Consider the following 762-nt stretch of genomic DNA (forward strand, 5'->3'; position numbering starts at 1 on the left):
CGGACGCCCGGCGTCGCATCCGGCTGCGCTTCTACCTCCGTCCGGTCGAGGTGCTCGCGCGGGACGGCCGCGCGGCGGGGGTGCGCTTCGAGCGGACGGTGCCGGACGGGCGGGGCGGCGTGACCGGCACGGGCCGCTTCGAGGACATCGGCGCCCAGCTGGTCCTGCGGTCCGTCGGCTACCGCGGCGTCCCGCTGGAGGGCCTGCCGTTCGACCCGGCGAGCGGCACGGTGCCGCACCGGGCGGGCCGGGTGCTGCGGGAGGGCGGCGTGGCGCCGGGCGAGTACGTGGCGGGCTGGATCAAACGCGGGCCCACGGGCGTCATCGGCACCAACCGTCCGTGCGCGAAGGAGACCGTGACCTCACTCCTGGAGGACGCCGCCGCGCTCACCCTCCGGGACGTGCCGGACGAGCCGCTCGCGGCCCTGCGCGCGGAAGGCGTCGAGCCGGTGACCTGGACCGGCTGGCAGGCGATCGAACGGGCCGAGGCCGAACTCGGCGCGTCCCTGGGCCGCAACGTGGTCAAACTGCCCGACTGGGAGTCCCTGCTGGCGGCGGCGCGGACGGCTCGGCGGTAGGGGCGGCCCGGCCGTGCGCGGCAGGAGGGGCCGGCGAGGGCAGCCGTAGGTAGCCCCACCTGCCTCGGGTTCCGCGCGCACGCGCGACACCTCGGCCGCCCCGGGCACGCTGTCCGGCGCGCGCACGCGTCACGACTGAGCCGCCCAGGGCACGCTCGCCCGGCGCACGCGCGTGGCACCTGAG

1 pseudogene is annotated in these 762 nt (G+C 78.0%); it reads left to right on the plus strand.

Annotation, left to right across the window (positions count from 1 at the left end):
• A pseudogene (locus G3I53_RS04880) lies at nt 1-578 on the plus strand (NADP oxidoreductase); the annotation flags it as partial.
• Nucleotides 579-762: the final 184 nt, after the last annotated feature.

Source organism: Streptomyces sp. SID14436 (genome assembly GCF_010548465.1).
Taxonomy (GTDB): Bacteria; Actinomycetota; Actinomycetes; order Streptomycetales; family Streptomycetaceae; genus Streptomyces.